Source organism: Mesoflavibacter sp. SCSIO 43206, assembly GCF_019904215.1.
Lineage (GTDB): Bacteria > Bacteroidota > Bacteroidia > Flavobacteriales > Flavobacteriaceae > Mesoflavibacter > Mesoflavibacter zeaxanthinifaciens.
Genome location: NZ_CP063201.1, coordinates 1,825,777 through 1,846,342, shown reverse-complemented (window position 1 = coordinate 1,846,342; position 20,566 = coordinate 1,825,777). Strand labels below are relative to the sequence as shown.

Below are 20,566 nucleotides of genomic sequence, written 5' to 3'. Positions count from 1 at the left end.
TTATTAAAATCTAAAGTGAGAGAATGCTTTGTTTGCTTCTGCCATTTTGTGAGTATCTATACGCTTCTTAACCGCCGCTCCTTCTTCTTTAGCAGCTGCTAAAATTTCTGAAGCTAGCTTTAAAGCCATAGATTTTTCATTTCTTTTACGCGCGTAGCTGATTAACCACTTCATTGCAGTTGATACTTTACGATCTGCACGTATTGGATTAGGAATTTGAAATGTTGCTCCTCCTACACGACGACTACGCACTTCTACGTGAGGCATAACGTTAGATAAAGCATCTTTCCAAATTTCTAAAGCTGTTTTTTCTTCATCTGTCTTTTTCGAGTCTACGATATCTATTGCATCATAAAACACCTTAAAAGCAACAGACTTTTTCCCATCCCACATCATCATATTAACAAATCTAGTTACTAACTGATCATTAAAACGAGGATCCGGTAAAAGAGGTCTTTTTTTCGCTTGTCTTTTTCTCATGTCTTCTTCTTAAAGTTTTAAATTACTTCTTAGGGCGTTTTGCACCATACTTAGATCTACGTTGTGTTCTACCTGCAACACCTGCTGTGTCTAAAGCACCACGAACGATGTGATATCTAACTCCTGGTAAATCTTTTACCCTTCCACCTCTAACCAATACTATCGAGTGCTCTTGTAAATTGTGACCTTCACCACCGATATATGCATTAACCTCGTTTCCGTTTGTTAAACGAACCCTTGCTACCTTACGCATTGCTGAGTTAGGTTTTTTTGGTGTCGTTGTATAAACACGAGTACATACACCACGTCTTTGAGGACACGAATCTAAAGCAGCCGATTTACTCTTCTTGGTTATTTTGGCTCTTCCTTTTCGTACTAATTGTGAAATTGTTGGCATATAATTTATATATAATTTTTTCGTTACCTCTTCTTAGAGGGCTGCAAAGGTAGAAATTAAAATCAATAATTCAAATCTTAAACCATTAATTTTCAATAGAATTTACTTTTTTATAAAATTCAGTTATAAATGATTAACTTTTTAGGTTAGTTTTACTCATCAAATAAAACATCATAATAATTTGCGTTTAAAACTTATTTTTTTCTACATAATTTTTCTTGTGATTTCAAAAAGCTATTCACAAGACAAGAAACTTAATATTATTGGTGTTGACAGTACAGAGACCTCAATTATCAATAAGATTGGATACAACATTCAACATACTGATATTATATCGATAGAAAAAGAAATAAAAAAAGTTAGAACCAATCTTATCAATGATGGTTATATCAACACAGAACTAATTAGCTTGGATTCGATTTCTAAAAACTTATTTATTGCAAAATTTCATCTTAAAAATAAAATTGAAACCATTTACATATCCACTAATAATATTTTTAATGAAAAGTTTAAAAAGAGTTTAAAAGAAAAAATCTCAAATGACACTCTTATTATAAAGTACAAAAATTTAGAAAAAACCTTAGAAAATCTAACTGAAAAATTATCTTCTGATGGTTACCCTTTTTTATCAATCAAACTTTCAAATATTTCAAACATAAATCAAAACAGTTTAAGAGCAGATTTAAAAATAAACATTGAAGGTTCGAAAAGAAAACTTAATAAAATAATAGTTAAAGGGTATGAGAGTTTCCCTAAGTCATATTTAAAACATTACTTAAAATTAAAACAGAACACCAACTTTAGTATAACCGAAATAAAGAAAAAAACAAAAGCCTTAAACAATCTAAGCTTTTCTAATCAAATTAAAGAACCAGAAATTTTATTTAGCAAAGACTCAACACAACTCTATCTTTATGTAGAAAAAATTAAAAGCAACGCTTTTGATGGTTTTATTGGTTTTACAACTAATGAAGAGACAAATAAAATTAAATTTAATGGATACTTAGACATCAAACTAACCAATAACCTTAATTACGGAGAAGGCTTATTAATCAATTATAAAAGCGATGAATCTGATCAAACAAATTTCAACATTGAAGCCAACCTACCCTATTTATTCAATTCTCCAATTGGCTTAAATACAGCATTAAAAATAGTTAGAGTAGATTCGACCTTTTCAAACACAACCCAAAAAGCGAATATCACTTTCCAGCTTAATAGCGAGAATTTATTTTTTGGAGGCATAGAATCTAGCAACTCCACAAACTTATCCTCTAACAATACGATTAATAATTCGTTGATTGATAACTACAACGCTACATTTACCAATTTTGGTTATCAATATCTAAAAAGACAAAGTAATGTCCTATTCCCAATCAAAACTGATATTACTTTAATTTACGGAACTGGTTTTAGGGACAACAACAATAAAACAAAACAGAACAAAATAAGCATTGACGCCAATCATATTTTTAGTCTAAATGATAGAAATAGTTTATATTTAAGAGGAAAAGCTGAAATACTATCCTCTAGTAATTACTTAGAAAATGAATTATATCGGTTTGGAGGTATAAACTCAATAAGAGGATTTTCTGAAAATAGTATAATTGCCTCTAACTACTACCTTCTAAATACTGAATACAGATATAATCTAAGCTCAAACATTTATATTAACAGCGTTGTTGATATAGCTACATTTAAAAACGAAACTATAAACCAAAATCAAAACCTGTACGGATTTGGTTTTGGTTTTGGAATATTAACTAAATCAGGAATATTAAGTTTTGTATATGCAAATGGTAAAAATGAAGAATTACCATTCAAATTAAATAATTCGAAGATACACCTTAAATTATCCGCAATATTCTAATCGAATATTAAGATTTTAGGAAATATTTATAAAAAAATCAAAATTTTAACCCATAATTATTGTTTAATTAAGTTTTTATTATGATTTTTGGCGTAGACTAATTCAAATAAATTATAAAATGAAAACAAAGTTTAGTGGAATTTTAACGCTATTCCTAGCGTTTGTTGTGCAACTATCTTTTGCACAAGAAAAAACAGTTTCAGGAGTTGTTTCTGACGAAAATGGCTTACCGTTACCATCGGCAACAGTAGCTGTGAAAGGAACATCTAACGGAACTACAACAGATTTTGATGGTAATTACTCTATCAGCACAAGTACAGGTGATGTGTTAACATACAGTTATGTTGGATATAGCACCAAAGAAGTAACTGTTGGAGCTAGTAACAAAATTGATGTTACTCTTGAACCAGACAACACTCTTGATGAAGTTATCGTAGTTGGTTACGGTACTACAACAGAAAGAGCAAACACTGGTACAGCTAAAGTTGTAAAAAGTGAAGTTTTAGAAGCAAAAAACTTTGCCAATGTAACTCAGGCTCTAACAGGTGAGGTAGCTGGTGTTAACGTAATTAACACATCTGGTCAGCCAGGTACTGTTGGTACAATAAGAATTAGAGGTTTTGGTTCTCCTAACGGAAACAGAGCGCCTTTATATGTTGTAGACGGAGTTCCTTTACAAGGTACTTTTGCTCTTAACACTATAAACCCTTCTGATATCAAAAGTACAACGGTTTTAAAAGATGCTACAGCAACTGCAATCTACGGTTCTAGAGGTGCTAATGGTGTTGTAATTATTAATACCAAAAGCGGTACTTCTACTGATAAATCTTATATTGAAGTTGACTTAAAAACAGGTATCAACAACCAAATTATACCTAGATACGATGTAATCGATTCTCCAGAACAATACGTTGGTCTTGTATGGGAAGGACTGTACAACAGAGGTGTTGTAGATGGCAACCCAGATCCAGTTGGATTTGCAAACAACCGCTTATTAGGAGATAACGGTATCGGTGCTGGTTACAACATGTGGGATGTTGCAACAGGAGCAGAATTAATTGACCCTGTTACACGTTCAGTTAGACCTGGTGTAAACAGATTATTTACTCCAGAATCATATGCAGACGAATCGTTTGGTACTGGTATTAGAACTGAAGCTAACCTGAGAATGGGTGGTGGAAGCGACAAATCAAGATACTATGTGTCTTTAGGATACCTTAATGACGAAGGTTATATCATAAATTCTGATTACAAAAGATATACTGGTTTAATTAACTTAAGTACAGATATCAAAGATTGGTTAAAAGTAGGAGCTAATGTAAACTATGCATACTCTGAAAGTACTAACAATGGTCAAACAGATGGATCAGAAAACATATTTGAATTTGCTGATAAAATGGCGCCAATATATCCAGTTTATGCAAGATATCCTGGTACTGGAGAATTAATTCCAGATCCAATTTATGGAGGTGCTCAATTTGACTTTGGATCTCCTACAGCTTTAGCTAATGGCTTTGATAGAGCTCGTCCAAACGCAAACTTACTAAACCCAGTAGGTTCTGCTATCTTAGATTTTAACGGAGGTGATAACCACGCCTTAAATGGAAACTTCACTACTGATATAAACATAACTAAAGATTTAAAAGCTGAAATTAGATATGGTGCTCAGTACAGGTTCCAAAGATTCTACAACGTAGGTAACAACAATTATACGATAGCAGCTAACTCTAACGGTACGTTAACGGTTACTGACTCTCAACTTTGGAACACAAGTTTCTTACAGTTATTAAGATATAACAAGACTTTTGGAAATCACTCTATAGAAGCTTTAGTAGCACACGAATCTAACGAGCAAAGATCTGATGTTTCTCAACAGTTTAAGCAAAATGTATACCAACCAGGCATCTACAATCTGTCTAACTATGCAGAAAGTACTTCTCCTGCAATTGGTACCACAACTGGTTCGGCAATCGAATCTTACTTTGGTCAAGTTAACTATAACTACAATGGTAAGTACTATGTAACAGGTTCTTTAAGAACAGATGGATCTTCTCGATTTGTAAATGACAAATGGGGTGTATTCGGTTCTATTGGTGGAGCATGGGTGATGAGTGCTGAAGACTTTATGGCAGATAGTTACATATCTTACTTAAAGCTTAAAGGTTCTTACGGTATTACTGGTGACCAAGATGGTGTTTCTAACGTATCTGGTTATACAATCTACAGTAGAGAATTTGTTGGTGGTGCAATTTCATTACCAGAAACTAGACCTGGAAATCCTGACTTAACTTGGGAAACTTCAAAAATGACTCAGTTTGGAATAGAATCTACAATTGGTAGATCTAGATTCTTAGATGTTAATATTGATTATTATAATAAGTATACAGATAACTTATTTTTCCCTCAAAGAAGAGGTCCTTCTATCGGGTTTGCTTCTATCTTAGTTAATGATGGAGAAATTTCTAACAGTGGTCTTGAATTTGACGTAACTGCTCATATAATCAAAAACAAAGATTTCCAATTAGATATATCTGCTAATGGAGAAATTATCAGTAATGAATTTAAGAAAATGCCAATAGATGTATCTACTGGTCAAGAAAAAATTCTTGATGTTCAAGGTTTATATGCTTGGTCTAAAGGAAGCTCTATCTATGATTTCTACATGAGAGAATGGGCTGGTGTTGATCCAGGAGATGGTTCTCCATTATGGTACCAATACTATGATGATTTAAATAACAATGGTGTCTTAGATGCAGGTGAACCTACATCAACTGATAACTTCTACATTGGAAATGGTACTGAAGAATCTTTAAATGGAACAGGATCTCTTTTTGAATATCAACAAAAAGTAGGTAATGCTAACATCAAAAGAACTGTTACTAAAACATACGCTAATGCAACAGAAGTATATTTAGACAAATCTTTTATACCTGATTTAAGAGGTGCGTTTAGATTATCTGGAGCGTTCAAAAACTTTGATTTCTCTGCACAATTCACTTATAGTTTAGGTGGTTATGCCTATGACTCTCAATATGCTGAATTAATGAGTGATCGTTTTGGTGCAGCTGGTAACAACTACCACACAGATATCCTTAATAGATGGCAACAACCAGGAGACATAACTGATGTTCCTTTATTAGCTGACAATGCTGTTGTTAATGGTACTTCGACTTCATCAAGATTTATCATTAGCACAGATTACATAGCACTTAACAATGCTAGAATAGGATATACTGTACCTAACAAATTAATATCAAAATCAGGTATTGATGCATTAAACCTGTGGGTTTCTGGAGATAACTTAATGATTAAGACCAAGAGAGAAGGGTTTAATCCATCTATTAGAGAAAACGGAAACTCAGGAAGACAAATTTATGCACCTGCAACAACTATAACTTTTGGTGCAAGAATTAAATTTTAAACAAAAAAAAAGAAATTATGAAAAATTTATTTAAACAAACTTTAGCTATAGCAGTGATTGCTTTGTCTTTCAGCTGTAGTGAAGAGTTCTTAGACAACACAGGTGTTGCTGGTGAAAGCCAACCAACAGCATCTTTTACTTCTGCTGATGCAGAACAGGCTGCAGAAACAAACACAAATATACCTGCAGCATTCGTAAATGGTATTTACGCTCAAATGATCCAAACTGGATCAGGAGGAACAAATCTTAACCATGATGACTTTGGTCAAAAAGGTTATGATGTATATGGTGATATGCTTTGTGGTGATATGGCACTTAGTGTTAGTACATATGGATGGTACAGAGCAGATATTACTGAATTCCAAGCTCCTCAGGATTTCACAAGAGGTCGTAACAGAATGGTATGGAGATACTATTACAGAATTGTAAGATCTGCAAACAACGTAATTGCTTCTTTAGGAGGTAATGACGCAGTACCTGAGTTAGATGAGAACAAATATGCAATGGGACAAGCTAAGGCGTTAAGAGCGCATTCTTATTTTTACTTAACACAATATTTTCAAAAAGAGTATGTACCAAACGAAGCTATTTTACCTCTTTATATAGAGCCTGAAATTGAAAACTTACCAAAGTCTACAGCTGAGCAAGTTTACAACCAAATGGAAGCGGACTTAATGGATGCAGTGACTCTTTTAGATGGTTTTAACAGAACAGCTAAAAACCAAGTTGACCAAAACGTAGCTAGAATGATTTATGCTTACGTTTTAGGTGCAAAAGGTGGAAGATGGCAAGACGTAGCTGACTTGACAAATGATGTTATCACAACTACAAGTCACACAATGTTACAGCCTGCTCAAGTAACTGTTGTACCTGCAGATGGTACTAGTAATGCTTTTAATGATGTTAATTTTACAGACAACTGGATGTGGGGAATAGACATTACTGAAAACAATGGTTTAGATTTAGTATCTTGGTGGGGTCAGATTGATGCTTTCTCATATAGTTATGCATGGGCTGGAGATTACAAAGCTATAGACGCAAGTTTATTCGCTGCAATCCCTGCAAATGATGCACGTAAAGGTCAATTCTTAAACAATCCTGCTAACGGAAGACACTTACAACCTTTATTTAAGTTTGCTGCTTCTGGTACAATTGGAGGTGCTTCTCAAACTGTAACTGCAGATTACGTTTACATGAGAATTGAAGAAGCTTACCTATTAAATGCTGAGGCTAACGCTAGAATACCAAATGAAGCTGCTGCTAGAACAAGCCTAAAAGCTTTATTAGATTTAAGAGTACCTAGTTCTGCTTATGTAAATACTTTAACAGGTCAAGCACTTTTAGATGAAATTTACTTACAAACTCGTATTGAGTTATGGGGTGAAGGTAAGAGTTATTTAGCTATGAAGCGTAACCAAGCTACTGTAACTAGAGGTTCTAACCATTTATCTTTTGTTGGACAACCAATTCCTTATAATGACGAAAGAATGCAGTTCGAAATTCCACAAGATGAAATTCAGAACAATCCATTTTTAAGTAACCAAAATCAATAATATAATTTCACACTTCTATGATACATAAATCATAGAAGTGTGTTAAAAATACAAATCATGAAAAAATTAAGATTATTTACATGTTTAGCTATTGGGGCAGCATTCTTTTTTTCAAGTTGTGAAAAAGAAGAAGTTGAAGCACCAGGAACAAACTATGTAGCTTTCTCAGGACAAGCTATAGATTTAGAAGTTGAAATTAGCGGTTCTAGTACTCAAAATGTATCACTTTATTCAGCAAACGTAGCTGGTAATGACAGGACATATAATGTTGAAGTTATGTCTGCATCTACAATAGACCAAACTTATATTACAGTACCTTCAACTGTTACTATACCTGCGGGATCTAATAAAGGAGACTTAGCTGTTTCTATTAATGATTACGCTGGATTAGATGGAGAGCCTGTAACTTTAGTATTAAACGTTACAGAACCTAATGGAGACGGATCATCAATTGGTGAGCCTGCTACTATTAACGTTTTTAGAGAGTGTTTAGAAAACAGATTATTCTATTACACTGTTTTTGACGATTACCCAGAAGAAGTTTACTGGAGGATTGTAGACCTTAATGCTGGTGTTATTGTTGCTTCAAACAATTCTTCTCCTGCTTTTGGTGGTTATGCTGGCAGAACAGGATTTACTAACTTACCTATTTGTTTAAGCGATGGAGACTATAGACTTCAAGTTTTTGATCAATATGGTGATGGTGCTGGAGAAATTTATTTACTAGATGGAAACAAATCAACACTATACTACTCTGATGGAGACTATGGTGCCGGTTTTGATTTTGATTTTTCTTTATAAGAAAAACAATTAAGAATAAAAAAAACAGCCTGAGAAATCAGGCTGTTTTTTTTATACCTTTACACCATGCAAAAAACAACACAAATTTTTGGCTTAAGAGCTATTATAGAAGCTATAAATGCCAATAAAAACATTGATAAAGTCTTTTTACAAAAGGGATTAAAAGGCGATTTATTTAAAGAGTTAGAGTCTTTAATAAATCATAATAGAATTAACGCTTCTTATGTCCCTATTGAAAAACTAAATAAATTAACACAAAATAATCACCAAGGTGCAGTTGCACAGATATCTCCTATTAAGTTTTATGATATTGAAGAGTTACATGAACAAGTTTTAGAAAAGACTTCTACTCCACTCTATTTGCTACTAGATCAATTGAGTGATGTGCGTAATTTTGGTGCTATAATCAGAACTGCTGAATGTACTGGTGTAAACGGAATCATTATTCAATCTAAAGGTGCTGCTCCTGTTAACGGAGATACTATTAAAACAAGTGCTGGTGCTGTATTTAAAGTACCTATTTGTAGGGTATCACACATTAAAGATGCTGTGTTTTTTTTACAAGCATCTGGTGTTAAAGTTATTGCTGCTACCGAAAAAACAGAAGATACGCTTTACGATGTCGACTTTAAAGGTGCTTGTGCCATTATTATGGGATCTGAAGGAAGAGGCATTAATCCATCTGTTATTAAAGTTGCGGATTATAAAGCTAAACTACCCTTACTTGGTGACATAGAATCGTTAAACGTTTCTGTTGCTTGTGGCGCATTTTTATATGAAGCTGTAAGACAAAGACGTTAATCGTCTTTATTTTCTCTGAAAGTATATTTTATTTGTATTGAATTTTGAGCTGAAGGCTTATCTTCTACCTCAATATCTTCTTCTTTACTTTCAATAAAATTACCATTTTCATCAAAGTGTTTTAAAAAATCATCTTCTTCTTCGTTATAATTTGGTTGTTCCCAAACATATCGTTTTGGTTTTGCTATTTGCTTTCTAAAAAATAAAGCAAAAAACAAACCTGTTATTAAACCTGATAGATGTCCTTCCCAAGAAACACCTTCTTTTAATGGTAAAACATCCCAAACCATACTTCCGTAAAGAAAGACAACCAGCATAGATAAAGCTACCAACCTATAATGTTTTGCAAAAACACCTTTAAAAAAAATAAAACTAGCTAAAACATATATTAATCCGCTAGCTCCAATGTGATAAGATGGTCGACCAATACACCATGTTAAAAAACCCGAAAGTAATATACCGTATCCTAAAACTTTAAATGCTATCGGTCTGTAAAAATAGAATAAAGCTGCTGAAAGGATAAATAATGGAATTGAGTTATGATACAGATGACTAATTCCGCCATGTATAAAAGGACTAAACAAAACGCCTTTTAAGCCTGACAGCTTTTGAGGATAAATTCCTAGTTTGTTTAAACTGAAACCAAAACGAATTTCGATAGCAAAAATTAGCCACAATAGCATTACAAATCCTAGCGGATAAAGTAATACTTCTGGACTGTATTTAAATTGTTCTTTTTGTTTCATTATAGTGAATATAGCAAATAGTTAACCAACTTTTAAGTGATGTAAAATTGTCAGCTAGCATGTGCGTGAGGGATTAAGCAATTGTTGGAGCACATCTTTGATTGCGACTTGCGAAAGCCCGAATTTTTTTGATTTTTTTTCAAAAAAAGGCACGCCATAACAAAGTTAATAAGTTGTTTGGTTGTAATTATTGTTTTAAAAAAGTTTGATTTAATTTTACAAGATGAACACCCCTTTAGCCGAAAGATTAAGACCACAAACGCTAGAAGACTACATTAGTCAGCAACATTTAGTGGGCAAAAACGGAACGTTAACTAGACACATCCAACAAGGGTTAATCCCATCGATGATACTTTGGGGACCACCAGGAATAGGAAAAACTACATTGGCAAATATCATTGCAAACACATCCAATCGTCCATTTTATCAATTAAGCGCAATTGCATCTGGAGTAAAAGATGTTAGAGATGTAATTAATAAAGCGAAGGAAAGCGGCGGATTGTTTACGGCTAAAAACCCAATTTTGTTTATTGATGAGATACATCGTTTTAGCAAATCGCAACAAGATAGTTTACTACAAGCAGTAGAAAAAGGTTGGGTAACTTTAATAGGTGCTACTACAGAAAATCCTAGTTTTGAAGTTATCTCAGCATTATTGTCACGTTGTCAGGTTTATATTTTAAAAGAGTTTGAAAAAACCGATCTAGAGGCGCTTTTAAACCGTGCAATTGAAAAAGATGAAATCTTATCCCAAAAAAACATAAAGCTTAAAGAAACTAGCGCTCTATTACGTCTTTCTGGTGGTGATGCTAGAAAACTACTTAACATTTTTGAGCTTATTATTAACGCAGAAGATAGCGACAAGATTGTTGTTACCGATAAAATGGTAATGGATAAAGTGGAAAGTAATACGGTACGTTACGATAAAACTGGCGAGCAGCATTATGATATTATTTCGGCGTTTATAAAGTCTATTCGTGGTAGTGATCCTAATGGTGCTGTGTATTATTTAGCACGCATGGTTGAAGGTGGCGAAGATGTAAAATTTATAGCAAGACGTATGTTAATTTTGGCTAGCGAAGATATTGGTAACGCTAATCCTACTGCGTTAGTTATTGCAAATAGTACATTTCAAGCGGTATCTACTATTGGTTATCCAGAATCTAGGATTATTCTTAGCCAATGTGCTACTTATTTAGCGTGTTCGCCAAAAAGTAATGCGGCGTATATGGCAATAAATAATGCGCAACAATTAGTCAAACAAACCGGAGATTTAAGTATACCACTTAACATACGTAATGCGCCAACAAAACTAATGAAAGATATTGGTTATGGCGAAGACTACAAATACAGTCACAATTACGCTAATAATTTTGCTGCACAAGAGTTTTTACCCAAAGAAATTGCAAATACACCATTATACCAACCTGGTAATAATGCTAGAGAAAATGCGCAACGTGAGTTTTTAAAACAACGTTGGAAAGATAAATACGGGTATTAAAATGTTTTGGGCGTTACCCACTTTTGCTTTTAATGGCAAAAGTGCGTCAGGCTTTCGGTAGTCGCAATCAAAGATGTGCTCCAACAATACCTCAATCCTTAACGCAGATGAAACTAAGAATCTATAAATAAAAGATTAACTCGTTTAAAACTTAATATCAATAGATTTAATCTGTAAAGTACCATTGTCATTGGTTGCAATAACCCAGCTACCATTTATTTTATAAATAACAGCATCTTTACCTTTTACAATGTATAAATCTTCTTTACCAGAATATAAAATGGTGTATACCGTTTGACCTTGACTATTTTTTAAATTGTAATTTATTACTCCAAATGCTTCAGCAGTAAGTGCATTATTTGAAGAGTTTTTATAACCTTCTTTTATTGGTATTTCAATTTCTTCATCTATTTCTTCTTCATCAACTTCTTTAACCAATGGTGCTTCTGTTACTTTAGGTAATGGAGTAACAATAACTTCTTCTGCTTCATTTTCAGTTTCTTTTACTTCATATTTATGAGTGAAATTAGATAAACTACTAAAAGCTTGTCTTACAGCTTCGTTGTATGCTACTATATATTTTTTTTCTCTAGATTCGCCTTCTTCTGTGGTATAAACAACTTTACCTTGACAATCTTTAAACTGAAATTTTAATTTAGTCTTAAACATAGAAGAATCGTCTATTGCTGTAGTTTTTAAAACTAAACAGTTATTTTGTATCGCATCTTCTGGTAAGGTATCTCCTTCTAATAAAACAGTAAAATTTTGTTTTTCTAACAAAAACTTAGTTAAACCATTTACACGGTATTGACCTGGTTCTTTTTGAAATTTAAACTGGTTTGGAACAACAATATATTTATAGTTATTTAATTGGTTTTGGGCTGATAATGAGGTGCTAAATAGCACTGCGAAAATGAATAGTATTTTTGAAAATTTCATCTTTATAAATATTTCTTTAAGTCTAATAAATGATTGATAATTTTTATATCTGGAGCTATAGTTTCTTTATGATAATTAAAGCAAATAGCATCTAAACCAATATTTAATGCTCCTAAAATGTCGGCTTCATAATTATCGCCTATCATAATGCTGTTTTTAGTTGTTGCATTGGCTAAATCTAAAGCGTGATTAAATATTTTAGGATTTGGCTTTTTTACACCAACCATTTCTGAATTTGTTATAGTTTCAAAAAAATGAAATATGTTTGATTTTTTCATCTTATGATGCTGTACTTCTTCAAATCCATTGGTTATAATATGTAATTGATACTTTGGTTTTAGATAATCTAAAATTTCAAAAGTACCATCAAATAAATGGTTTTGATTACTTAAGTTATCTATATAATCCTCTGACAGTTTATTAATTACTTCTGCCTCTACTTCTATATTTAAAGCATCAAAGGTATCTTTTAATCTATAAAATCTTAAATGTTCTTTGCTTACTTTTTCATCTCTATAAAGCTTCCAATATTGCAAATTTAGCGGTTCGTAAACGCTCAAAAACTCAGGTAAATTAAGTTGTAGATTATTCTTTTTAAAAATAAAATCAAAAGTTAATGCCGAGTTCTTATCAAAATCCCAAAGTGTGTGATCTAAATCAAAAAAAATATGCTCTATATTATTGTTCATCTACTGAGTCTAAAATTGTATTAAATAGTGTTTTAAAGTGCTTCCAACGCGGTATATTACTAAATGTATAATTATGAAAAACAGGTACAAAATTTCCGTTTACAGCTTTAACTTGTTTAATTAATTTATCTAAAGCTTCTTGTTTGTCTAATAACGAATTATACTTTAAAAATGCAAAATCTAAAGCATGATATGGTACTATTTTTAGTGGTGTTTGCACCTCGTAATCTAAATCATAAAACAAAAACGGAGTACAAGTTCCTGCTCTAAAACCTAAGTGATTAACGTAGCCCATTGTATAATCTTCAGGTATTTCTAATTCGACTAAATTACGATAAGATTCTGGTAAATTTACTTTTGAAAAAGAATGTCTAGAACCTGCTATATTTGTATTAATGATAGCTTCCATTCTACTCTTTTCAATCTTTAACAATTCAATATCATTTAGAGCAAAAAATGAAGATTTTATACCTACTTTACAATAATCTGCAACGTGTTTTATTAAAGATTTAAATTTTTGTTTTTGACTATTTATGTTTTTATCGTAGGTAGAAAAATCGCCAACTAAGAAGAAAAATATAAATTTAAAATTTCGTTTTTTTTGTCGATTAACAATGTATTTATAAGTATCAAACGGGTCTTTTCTTGCTCCTAATAATACGCCAAAACGCTCATAAACATCTTTAAATCTAAATGCAAAAAAATCTTTAAAGGTTCCGCCAAATGTACGCATTACTCCTACCAATTTATACCTATAAGCTATAGGTACATCTATAACTGGTGTTACTGTATATTTTTTATCAGGAAATATATAATTAGGAAATTGTTCTTTTAATATAGTTTTAAACTTATATGCCCAAATATCTACTACTGGTTGTGTTAAAAACTGATTATTAAAGGCTAAACTTTCTTCTGCTGGAAAACGACCATAATTGTCCTTAACATGTGGTAAATACTCTTCATATCTACTAATTAAATAAAATGTTGCCGCAAAAATATCGTAGGGCAAAGCACTTTTATCTCCTGCAGGAAAAAAGCATTTAGTCTCTTCCCAATCATAAATATTAATATCTATATCTGATAAACCTTGCTCAAATAACAAATCGTTAGATCTAATAAAAACCTCGTTACTTAAAGGTTGTTTTGCATAAGATATTTTAAGGCTATCGTGAGCAATAAAATCTTCTATAGTTGTTGTAAATTCTACAGGAATCCCAAGTATTCTAGTACACACTTGTTTAAAAGTGTATTTAACACGTGGCGTAATTTTGTGTGTGTAAACTAGTAACATTAACGATTGAGATTATAAGGTTTAAAAGTACCAAATTCCTGATTTAAAAGTGTATTTTTTAAGATCAGTTTTAAAGAAATTATCATCATATTACAGCAAAGCCTCGTCTGCAAAACTAAAATAAGCCGATTCTGTAATAATTAAATGATCTAAAACACGTATATCTAAACTTTGAGCAGCTAATTTTAATTTTTGGGTTATATCCTTATCGGCTTGACTAGGTTTTAAGGTTCCTGATGGATGATTATGCACCATAATTATTGCAACTGCACCTACTTGTAGCGCTTGTTTTAAGACTAAACGTGTATCTACTAAAGTACCTGTAATTCCGCCTTTACTAAGCTGTAATTTATCAATTACTTTGTTAGAATTATTAAGATAAATAATCCAAAATTCTTCATGAGGTAACTCACCAATCATGGGTTGCATTAACTCAAAAACAGATTTACTAGAGGTAATTTTAAATTGCTGTAAGGCTTCTTCTGCACGTCTACGTCGCCCTAATTCTAAAGCTGCAGCAATGCTAATAGCTTTAGCTTCGCCAATGCCTTTAAATTGCATTAATTGTTTGACGCTTAATTTACCTAGTTGGTTTAAGTTGTTATCTACGCTAGATAAAATGCGTTTACATAAATCTACAGCGCTTTCTTCACGGTTTCCAGATCCAATTAAGATAGCAACTAGTTCTGCATCACTTAAAGCTGCTTTTCCTTTTTTAAGAAGCTTTTCGCGTGGTTGATCATCTTCCGACCAGTTTTTTATTGAAAAAGATGGCTTTTTTTCAGACATTTGATAAAACTACACAATATTTTGTAATTTTTAAACTCCAAAAAACCAACTAATTATCTAAATATGAAATCTATTTTTGAAACCGAAGCTAAAGCTGAACTATTAAACCGTTTAGAAAATCTTGAAGCTGAATCGTCGGCTAAATGGGGAAAAATGAACGTTAACCAAATGCTGGTACACTGTACAAAACCTATTGAATTAGCTTTAGGCGAAAGCACTATTAAAAAACCAAATTTTTTAATGGGTATGATGATGAAACTTGTTGCACCAAGCCTTTACAACGACAAACCTTGGAAAGAAGGTTTACCAACCGCTAAAGAATTTATTATAGTTAACACTGAAGCTTTTAGTACCGAAAAAGATAAATTAAAGTCTAAAATTGAAACCATGAGTACATCTAAGGACTATTTTGAACCTAAAAAGAAACATCCAGTTTTTGGTACGTTTACAGCAGACCAATGGGGAAAAAGTGCTTATAAACATTTAGATCATCATTTTAGACAATTTGGTGTGTAGCTTCGACTACGCTCAGCTACCAAATAGACTTCGCTTAACTACCAAACGTGTTTTTATTAGCTTAAAAACTTTAAATATATTTCACCTTAAATACTTTCAATTTAAAATTGTATCCACCAAAAAAACATCAAGATAATAACCAGCTTCATCATATTGAAGTGATAAAAACGTATCCGTTAGCTACATTAATTTCGGTAAAAGACAATCAACCTTTGATAACGCATTTGCCTTTAATTTATAGAGAAACCGATGGTAAACTTATTGGTCATATAGATATTTACAATCCGCAAACGGACTTGCTTCAGCATGAAAATGAAGTGACCATAATATTTTCTGGTCCACAATGTTACATTTCGCCAAGTATTTATACCACAACACAATTACCAACGTGGAATTACATTAAAGTACACCTTACCGGAACTGTTACCAGAATTGAAGACAAAGCTGCTTTAAAACAGTCTTTAATTACGATGACCGAGTTTTTAGAAGCGCCAGAACACAAATACGTTTTAGAGCCTGACAACCCAAGATTAGATAAAAATTTAGATTATATTAAACTGTTTGAAATAGATATTAAAACTTGGGAAGGCAAGTTTAAACTCTCTCAAGATAAACTACCAAAAGACAAAGAAATCGCCAGACAACAATTAATTAAAAGCAGTCAAGATAGTATTAAGGCGTTTTTGGATAAAGTATTTAAAAATTAAAATCATGAATATACTAACCAACATCATCATAGCCATAGTAGCCTTGCTTCACCTCTATTTTTTATATTTTGAAATGTTTGCTTGGGAAACCAAAGGACCAAAAATTTTTAAGCAGTTTCCTAAAGATTTATTTACACCAACCAAAGCATTGGCAGCAAACCAAGGATTGTATAATGGTTTTTTATCTGCTGGATTAATTTGGACGTTTTTTATCACTAACCCAACGTGGCAATCTAACATTGCATTATTCTTTTTAGGTTGCGTTGCTGTTGCTGGTATTTATGGTGCAATAACCGCTTCTAAAAAGATATTTTTTGTACAAGCTTTACCTGCTTTGATTGGGATTTTGTTGGTTTTAATCAAATAAATTATGTTTAAGAGCGAATTTAAAAGAATTGCAGAAAAAGAAAACGGAAAATTTTATTTTGAAGATAAAGATATTTCGACTGGTCTTGGTGTTAGATCTCCTAATGTTACCTATATAATTAAATTTGAATATAACAATAGTAATTTTACCATTTACAATAGAACAGGCACTGCTTATGTTGGCGAAATTAGTTGTGATTTACCATCTACAACTCCAATTACACATTTTGAAATCACTTCAATTTCACATCTTTTAAATCTATTTATAAGAAAGAAAAGCCGATTTAAAATTAAAAGTGAAAACAAAAATTTAAATTACTTTCTGGAGAATAACTTAGCACTTAAACAATTAAATAAAATTGCAAAAAAAGAAAATTTTAGTCCATTAATACATACATATTCTGATAATAAACAGAAAAAAATAATCACAAAATACCATCTAGAATTTAACAACTGGACTCAAGTTATTGAGCCTATAATTGAGTTATTTAAAAACCTAACTGACGAATTTGAAAAAGGGATTTTCAACATTAGTGAAAACTCTTATCGTGAGATGAACTAAATAAATTCAATTTAAAAATTATCTTTATACGTTACTTTAACATCTCTAATTCTAAACAGAAAAAATAGTCTCTTAGTTACTAAAAAGATTCTCTAATATGTATTGGGTACATCTTTTTTAATCTATTATGTTCTCTTTTGTAAGCTTCAGATCCAAATCCTACAGCATTATTAGATTGTGGATAAACCTTAAAATTCTTTTGTTCTTTTTCTCTTAATTTTTCTACAGTTACATAATGGATAGATAGCATATCTAAATAATCTTGATATGTAGTATTATCATCATAAATGTATTTAATGTAAGTCTTAGCGTTTATTTTGTTCTTAAGAATAGTAGAAAGATTTTTTTTAGTAATTAATTCTCCATCAACCTTGATTTCTTTTTTTAATTGAATCAATAAGGAATCATTAAAATGATTTTTATAATAATTTTTAATCTCGTAATAATTTGGAGATAACGGAAAATTAAAACCTGTTCTTTTATTTTCGATGTCTAAAACATCAAAAGATATTGTTTTGAATATACTATTACTTTCCCATTCGTTAAAATACTCTTTACTTTCTACCGCTATATAATTAATTCTCGAAATATTATTTTTTAAAAGTTGTGCTTCTAACTGCTTTATATATAATAGTTTCAAATCAGCATCTGCAAAAAGATTAACTGTCATTCTTAAAATAACTTCTTCCCTAACACTACTTTTAATTTTCGAAATAAAACCTTGTAGTTCATTCAACTTAATTTTTTCTTTTTCAGAAAGCCTTCTATTTTCAACATAAATGTCTAATTCTTTTTTTGAATTAAGTTTTAATCTTAAATTGATAACATTAAACCTTTGATAATAATTAGGACTTGAATAATTAGAGTAAGGTAAATCTATAGTTGGATTGTATTTTAAAGCGACTTTTTCCAATCGTTTATAATCTGTAACGTCAAATTTTGCTAGTGATAGTATTAAAATCACAGTCGTTATAAAGTGGATGAATAAAATTTTATACTTACGCTTTTTAAGTATTTGTATTAATGTTTTCCAAATATCTAGATATAGAACGATTATGATTAAAATTTGTATTGGATAGTAAAAAAATTCGTTTTTAAAATTGATTCCGTTTGCTGCAAAAACTCCAAAAACAACTCCAATTCTTAAAAACCAGTGTACAAAATTAGCACCTAAAAATACTTGATCGTTTAAAATGCGTTTCTGTTTAAAACTTCTTCTATTTAAAGCTTTTGATGGTCTTGAAAAAAGATAACTTATAAAAACAGAGTTACCTATCATTACAGAAATTGCAGCATAAAACAAGTTATGCTTGTATTTTTCGGACTCTGAAATTTCTTGAGGAAATTCTATAAAACCTAATTCAATTAATCTAAAAACATCATCTAAGACATAAAAAAAAGAGTACAAGACTATAGCACTAAATAGTCCATAACAAATGGCTAATCCAATTCTGGTCTTACTAAAAGTATTTGGATAAAAATTAGAGTCAAAAAATAGTCTAGAAAACATAAAGTCTTTTCAAATAAGTACTAAAAACATAAAAAATGTTACTTAAAATAAGTAAAACTTTATTTAAACTGTCATTCCGCACTCGTTGCGGAATCCACTATATTCGGTACATTTTTAATATTTCTACCTACGCAGGAATGACATTACTCAATCAATGCTTTAACCTCATCAAAATCCAATCCTCCATAATTACCGCTACTCATTAACAATAAGGCTTTGTTATCAAAATTTTGAGAGAAAAGATAGTTTTTAAAATCGTCTGGATTGGTATAAATAATTAAATCGTCACGCTCAAAAGCATCTGCTATTTGTTGGTGTGTTACTGCTTCTAGTTTTTTAATTTCTACTGCATGCGGACTATAAAACACTACTGCAACATCTGCTGCATCTAAAGCGCCTTTATATTCTTTTAAAAACTCGGCATTCAAACTGCTATAAGTATGCAACTCTAAACACGCTACCAAAGTACGATCTGCGTATTGTTCTTTAACTGCTTTTGTAGTTGCACTTACTTTACTTGGCGAATGAGCAAAATCTTTATAAGCAACGCTATTATTGGTTTCGGCAATTTTTTCTAAACGCTTGCTAGCACCTTTAAATGTTGAAATAGCTTCGTAAAAATCATCTTCATCAATTCCCATATGTTGGCAAATCCATTTTGCGCCAGCCAAATTATTTAAGTTGTGCTTACCAAACACTTCTATTGGCATTGGTCCTTCTGGAGTTTCTAACAATGTTTCACCATCTTCAACTGTGTATTCTGGTGTGTGATATGGTAATTTTCTAATTGGGTTTTCGCTAGCTTCTACAATGCGTTTAACCGCTTCGTCTTCTTCGTTATAATTTATACTTCCTCCTCGTACAATACTATCTACAAAGATTTTAAACTGCTCTTCATAATTTTCATACGTTGGGAAGACATTTATATGATCCCAAGCAATACCGCTTAACAACGCAATATTGGGTTTGTATAGATGAAATTTTGGTCGTCTATCTATCGGACTACTTAAATACTCGTCACCTTCTAAAACAATAAAATCATTATCCTCGGTTAATTTTACCATCACGTCAAAACCTTCTAATTGCGCGCCAACCATAAAATCTACATCACGATCATGATAATGCATAACGTGTAAAATCATAGATGTTATTGTGGTTTTTCCATGACTACCACCAATTACAACTCTAGTTTTATCTTTAGATTGCTCGTATAAAAACTCTGGATAACTGTATATTTTTAAGCCTAATTCTTGAGCTTTTAATAACTCCGGATTATCTGCTTTAGCGTGCATACCTAAAACGATAGCATCTAAACTTTCGGTAATTTTCTCAGGAAACCATCCAAATTGTTCTGGCAATAATCCTTTAGCTTCAAGACGTGATTTTGAAGGTTCAAAAATCGTGTCGTCACTTCCTGTTACTTGATATTCTTTGTTATGTAATGCTAATGCAAGGTTGTGCATTGCGCTTCCGCCAATAGCTATAAAATGTACGTTCATGGTTTATTTTTGAAGATGTTTCAAAGATACATATTGGAATTTATTTTGACACTAATTTCACAAATTTTCACTAATTGATTTGCAGAGTTTATCTAGTTATTACACAGAATTTCTCTGAGATACAGAGA

General features: G+C 31.7%; 19 protein-coding genes. 10 read left to right on the top strand and 9 right to left on the bottom strand.

From position 1 onward, the window contains the following. Positions 1-3: 3 nt before the first annotated feature. Together rpsG and rpsL are read right to left on the bottom strand one after the other, a co-directional pair. Complete coding sequence (gene rpsG / locus INR78_RS08470; RefSeq protein WP_027880215.1) at positions 4-480, bottom strand: 30S ribosomal protein S7; 477 nt, start codon at positions 478-480, stop codon at positions 4-6. Between the two features lie 22 nt (positions 481-502). After that, positions 503-877: a 30S ribosomal protein S12 gene (rpsL, locus tag INR78_RS08465; RefSeq protein ID WP_008269190.1), complete on the bottom strand. Its 375-nt coding sequence runs from the start codon at positions 875-877 to the stop codon at positions 503-505. A gap of 220 nt (positions 878-1,097) precedes the next feature. On the opposite strand from rpsL, the gene INR78_RS08460 reads away from it, so the two are divergent. The 5 genes from INR78_RS08460 to rlmB all read left to right on the top strand — a co-directional run bounded on the left by INR78_RS08460 (position 1,098) and on the right by rlmB (position 9,323). Then, positions 1,098-2,747 carry a hypothetical protein gene (locus tag INR78_RS08460; protein WP_223076183.1) on the top strand — a complete coding sequence of 550 codons (1,650 nt, stop codon included), beginning with the start codon at positions 1,098-1,100 and terminating at the stop codon, positions 2,745-2,747. A 118-nt stretch (positions 2,748-2,865) separates the two neighbouring features. After that, positions 2,866-6,168, top strand: a complete 3,303-nt coding sequence (locus tag INR78_RS08455) for a SusC/RagA family TonB-linked outer membrane protein (protein WP_223076182.1) — start codon at positions 2,866-2,868, stop codon at positions 6,166-6,168. 17 nt (positions 6,169-6,185) lie between these two features. Beyond that, positions 6,186-7,721 carry a RagB/SusD family nutrient uptake outer membrane protein gene (locus INR78_RS08450; protein ID WP_223076181.1) on the top strand — a complete coding sequence of 512 codons (1,536 nt, stop codon included), beginning with the start codon at positions 6,186-6,188 and terminating at the stop codon, positions 7,719-7,721. A gap of 57 nt (positions 7,722-7,778) precedes the next feature. Then, positions 7,779-8,522, top strand: coding sequence for a hypothetical protein (locus INR78_RS08445; protein WP_223076180.1), 744 nt, complete (start codon positions 7,779-7,781; stop codon positions 8,520-8,522). A 66-nt stretch (positions 8,523-8,588) separates the two neighbouring features. Then, positions 8,589-9,323, top strand: coding sequence for a 23S rRNA (guanosine(2251)-2'-O)-methyltransferase RlmB (rlmB, locus tag INR78_RS08440; RefSeq protein WP_223076179.1), 735 nt, complete (start codon positions 8,589-8,591; stop codon positions 9,321-9,323). Here rlmB and INR78_RS08435 read toward each other — a convergent pair. After that, positions 9,320-10,069: a rhomboid family intramembrane serine protease gene (locus tag INR78_RS08435; RefSeq protein ID WP_223076178.1), complete on the bottom strand. Its 750-nt coding sequence runs from the start codon at positions 10,067-10,069 to the stop codon at positions 9,320-9,322. The genes rlmB and INR78_RS08435 overlap by 4 nt on opposite strands. A 223-nt stretch (positions 10,070-10,292) precedes the next feature. On the opposite strand from INR78_RS08435, the gene INR78_RS08430 reads away from it, so the two are divergent. After that, a complete protein-coding gene (locus tag INR78_RS08430) occupies positions 10,293-11,570 on the top strand; it encodes a replication-associated recombination protein A (RefSeq protein ID WP_223076177.1) in 1,278 nt (425 codons plus the stop codon). Positions 11,571-11,714: 144 nt separating this feature from the next. Here the strand turns inward: INR78_RS08430 and INR78_RS08425 are convergent, their stop codons facing one another. From INR78_RS08425 to radC, 4 genes are all read right to left on the bottom strand, one after another. Then, positions 11,715-12,509 carry a hypothetical protein gene (locus tag INR78_RS08425; RefSeq protein WP_223076176.1) on the bottom strand — a complete coding sequence of 265 codons (795 nt, stop codon included), beginning with the start codon at positions 12,507-12,509 and terminating at the stop codon, positions 11,715-11,717. A gap of 2 nt (positions 12,510-12,511) precedes the next feature. Next, positions 12,512-13,198, bottom strand: coding sequence for a YjjG family noncanonical pyrimidine nucleotidase (locus INR78_RS08420; protein ID WP_223076175.1), 687 nt, complete (start codon positions 13,196-13,198; stop codon positions 12,512-12,514). Continuing rightward, complete coding sequence (locus INR78_RS08415) at positions 13,188-14,489, bottom strand: polysaccharide deacetylase family protein (RefSeq protein ID WP_223076174.1); 1,302 nt, start codon at positions 14,487-14,489, stop codon at positions 13,188-13,190. Before INR78_RS08415 ends, INR78_RS08420 begins: the two co-directional genes overlap by 11 nt. A 90-nt stretch (positions 14,490-14,579) precedes the next feature. Next, the gene (gene radC / locus INR78_RS08410) at positions 14,580-15,278 is read right to left on the bottom strand and encodes a DNA repair protein RadC (protein ID WP_223076173.1); all 699 of its coding nucleotides are present in this window, start codon (positions 15,276-15,278) and stop codon (positions 14,580-14,582) included. A gap of 63 nt (positions 15,279-15,341) precedes the next feature. Here radC and INR78_RS08405 point away from each other — a divergent pair, with 63 nt between their 5' ends. The 4 genes from INR78_RS08405 to INR78_RS08390 all read left to right on the top strand — a co-directional run bounded on the left by INR78_RS08405 (position 15,342) and on the right by INR78_RS08390 (position 17,429). Continuing rightward, positions 15,342-15,794: a DUF1569 domain-containing protein gene (locus tag INR78_RS08405; RefSeq protein ID WP_223076172.1), complete on the top strand. Its 453-nt coding sequence runs from the start codon at positions 15,342-15,344 to the stop codon at positions 15,792-15,794. Between the two features lie 107 nt (positions 15,795-15,901). After that, positions 15,902-16,501 (top strand): FMN-binding negative transcriptional regulator, encoded by a 600-nt coding sequence (locus INR78_RS08400; protein WP_223076171.1) that lies wholly within the window; start codon positions 15,902-15,904, stop codon positions 16,499-16,501. Between the two features lie 4 nt (positions 16,502-16,505). Next, positions 16,506-16,868: a DUF1304 domain-containing protein gene (locus INR78_RS08395; RefSeq protein ID WP_223076170.1), complete on the top strand. Its 363-nt coding sequence runs from the start codon at positions 16,506-16,508 to the stop codon at positions 16,866-16,868. Between the two features lie 3 nt (positions 16,869-16,871). Beyond that, positions 16,872-17,429 carry a hypothetical protein gene (locus tag INR78_RS08390; protein WP_223076169.1) on the top strand — a complete coding sequence of 186 codons (558 nt, stop codon included), beginning with the start codon at positions 16,872-16,874 and terminating at the stop codon, positions 17,427-17,429. Positions 17,430-17,508: 79 nt separating this feature from the next. Here the strand turns inward: INR78_RS08390 and INR78_RS08385 are convergent, their stop codons facing one another. Continuing rightward, entirely contained in the window at positions 17,509-18,939 is a 1,431-nt protein-coding gene (locus INR78_RS08385) for a hypothetical protein (protein WP_223076168.1), read from the bottom strand. A gap of 143 nt (positions 18,940-19,082) precedes the next feature. Beyond that, a complete protein-coding gene (murC, locus tag INR78_RS08380; protein ID WP_223076167.1) occupies positions 19,083-20,438 on the bottom strand; it encodes a UDP-N-acetylmuramate--L-alanine ligase in 1,356 nt (451 codons plus the stop codon). Positions 20,439-20,566: the final 128 nt, after the last annotated feature.

Bases quoted from the DNA above. Each gene is read 5' to 3' on its own strand.
- murC (WP_223076167.1), bottom strand. From the start codon at position 20,438: ATGAACGTACATTTTATAGCTATTGGCGGAAGCGCAATGCACAACCTT.
- INR78_RS08415 (WP_223076174.1), bottom strand. From the start codon at position 14,489: ATGTTACTAGTTTACACACACAAAATTACGCCACGTGTTAAATACACT.
- INR78_RS08385 (WP_223076168.1), bottom strand. From the start codon at position 18,939: ATGTTTTCTAGACTATTTTTTGACTCTAATTTTTATCCAAATACTTTT.
- INR78_RS08405 (WP_223076172.1), top strand. From the start codon at position 15,342: ATGAAATCTATTTTTGAAACCGAAGCTAAAGCTGAACTATTAAACCGT.
- rpsG (WP_027880215.1), bottom strand. From the start codon at position 480: ATGAGAAAAAGACAAGCGAAAAAAAGACCTCTTTTACCGGATCCTCGT.
- rlmB (WP_223076179.1), top strand. From the start codon at position 8,589: ATGCAAAAAACAACACAAATTTTTGGCTTAAGAGCTATTATAGAAGCT.
- radC (WP_223076173.1), bottom strand. From the start codon at position 15,278: ATGTCTGAAAAAAAGCCATCTTTTTCAATAAAAAACTGGTCGGAAGAT.
- INR78_RS08435 (WP_223076178.1), bottom strand. From the start codon at position 10,069: ATGAAACAAAAAGAACAATTTAAATACAGTCCAGAAGTATTACTTTAT.
- INR78_RS08390 (WP_223076169.1), top strand. From the start codon at position 16,872: ATGTTTAAGAGCGAATTTAAAAGAATTGCAGAAAAAGAAAACGGAAAA.
- INR78_RS08420 (WP_223076175.1), bottom strand. From the start codon at position 13,198: ATGAACAATAATATAGAGCATATTTTTTTTGATTTAGATCACACACTT.
- INR78_RS08450 (WP_223076181.1), top strand. From the start codon at position 6,186: ATGAAAAATTTATTTAAACAAACTTTAGCTATAGCAGTGATTGCTTTG.
- INR78_RS08445 (WP_223076180.1), top strand. From the start codon at position 7,779: ATGAAAAAATTAAGATTATTTACATGTTTAGCTATTGGGGCAGCATTC.
- INR78_RS08395 (WP_223076170.1), top strand. From the start codon at position 16,506: ATGAATATACTAACCAACATCATCATAGCCATAGTAGCCTTGCTTCAC.
- rpsL (WP_008269190.1), bottom strand. From the start codon at position 877: ATGCCAACAATTTCACAATTAGTACGAAAAGGAAGAGCCAAAATAACC.
- INR78_RS08455 (WP_223076182.1), top strand. From the start codon at position 2,866: ATGAAAACAAAGTTTAGTGGAATTTTAACGCTATTCCTAGCGTTTGTT.
- INR78_RS08425 (WP_223076176.1), bottom strand. From the start codon at position 12,509: ATGAAATTTTCAAAAATACTATTCATTTTCGCAGTGCTATTTAGCACC.
- INR78_RS08430 (WP_223076177.1), top strand. From the start codon at position 10,293: ATGAACACCCCTTTAGCCGAAAGATTAAGACCACAAACGCTAGAAGAC.